The organism is Chitinophaga sp., from assembly GCF_036566945.1.
Lineage (GTDB): Bacteria > Bacteroidota > Bacteroidia > Chitinophagales > Chitinophagaceae > Chitinophaga.
In genome coordinates this window covers 1-1,775 of sequence record NZ_DATCVJ010000620.1, presented here as the reverse complement: position 1 = coordinate 1,775, position 1,775 = coordinate 1, and the positions used below count along the sequence as shown (strand labels likewise).

The following is a 1,775-nucleotide window of genomic DNA, read 5'->3' as shown; positions in this document are numbered from 1 at the left end:
TTTTTCTTTTACAGATTTTATCTTTAGCATTGTAACCCAATGGAACCACCTGCAGATCCCATTAATTATTGAATTGATATTGTCATTTTACATGCCTGGATGATCATACTTAAACCCGAACCATTCATGAAAAATGTGCATAGCAAAAAACAACGATAACCTTCAAACACAAAGTAGTTAACCAATACCTTTCAATCATGAAAAAAACCCTTATTGTATTTAGTTTTTCAGCCCTTATTGTTTCCTGTCAAAAAAATGAACAATCAGGAGTACAGTCTCTTTCTGGTAAAAGTTATGCCACCAGTCCGGGTATTACCACAGGCAATCAGGTGGGTTGCACTAAAGTTGCCATCAGCAGTCAACATCACAGCGTAACCATTGGGCAAACCTCCTACAATTATCCCAATGATTTGATTGATCTGTCAGGATTACCCAGAGATGCCGATGGAAACGCTACTTTACTGACCAATTGCCTGGGTGATTTCCCCAGTGAGGAGCAAAAGGCGATGCACCATAGAACTGATTCAATCATGAACCTGGCTGCAGATGCATTTAGAGCTATGGCACTTGGTAAGCCCAAACTTCCACGAGCAGCGCCTTATACTTTGCAGGAATTTCAATTCGCGATGGATAATACACCCTGGCCTGTACTAGCCGATGGCGCCGATTATGTAAGTACTATATTTAACAAAACGATCTGCAAAAATCCCGATATTCCAAAACTTCCAGGCATTTCTGCCGCTTTGATTGCTGTATCATTACCTCAAAATAAAAATTTCACTGAAATTACATTAGCAGAGGCGATAAATTACACCAACAAGGCGGAGGCTTTTGTAATTGCTGTGGGACTCTCCGGCGGAAAACCCTCCGTTACTGTCATAGATTCCCGGAAATTCAGGTACACTTGTGCCTGTGAACCTATTGAACAAGTGGTGGGCCGCACAGGCCCGGGAGCCAATAATACAGTACGACTGGCCAGTTACTTCGACTATGATACCACCAAACCGGTACACTACTTCATGTATGCAGGCGACTGATAAATACGACGTGAAAACCAGCGATTCGTTTTCACAGGAAAAATTCAAATGAGGTCAAAACCTTGATAAACAGAAGAGAAAAACGCAGGTACCTTCACCTCCGTTTTTCTCTTTTGCCGTCCCTGTTTACAATCAGGACACCACTTCAGCATATAAAACAATACAGTTTTATAAAAAGCTTCGTATGAGAACATCTTAGACCTTTCTCATAATACTTTACCCCGTAACGATTCTTACCTTCCCCATCCCCCTTTAAAAAAAATAAATAAAAGTTAACTTACTATGTTATATTTGTCTACTAATTTAATAGACTAAGTAGACTTTAAGACACGACCTATATTATCAATCAAGCAACCTATATTATAACTATCATGAAAAAAGTACTACCACTACTATTCTTCCCCACCCTCCTGTTCAACGCCGCCATTGCCCAGCAAGTAATTTCGGGCGTTGTAAAGGGAGACAAAGGATCCCCTGTGCCTGGCACCACTATTAGTCTCAAAGGCTCTACCAACCATGCTATTGCAGACGGTAAGGGTCAATTCAGTTTGCGTACCTATGCACCGTTCCCCATTACCCTGGCAGTTACCTCCATTGGCTTTGTTACCCGTGAAATTGAAGTGACAGCGCAAAATCAAAGCAGTCTGGAGATCATTCTTACGATAGACAACCGCCAGATCAATGAAGTATCGGTGACAGCACGTCGCCGTAATGAAAAGATCCAGAATGTGCCCATCG

2 protein-coding genes are annotated in these 1,775 nt (G+C 41.6%); both read left to right on the top strand.

Going from position 1 to position 1,775, the window contains the following annotated elements; genetic code table 11:
* Positions 1-197: 197 nt before the first annotated feature.
* Entirely contained in the window at positions 198-1,037 is an 840-nt protein-coding gene (locus VIP81_RS19020) for a hypothetical protein (RefSeq protein WP_331964612.1), read from the top strand.
* 371 nt (positions 1,038-1,408) lie between these two features.
* Positions 1,409-1,775, top strand: a 367-nt coding sequence (locus VIP81_RS19015) for a carboxypeptidase-like regulatory domain-containing protein (protein ID WP_331964609.1), incomplete at its 3' end; no start/stop codon positions are given.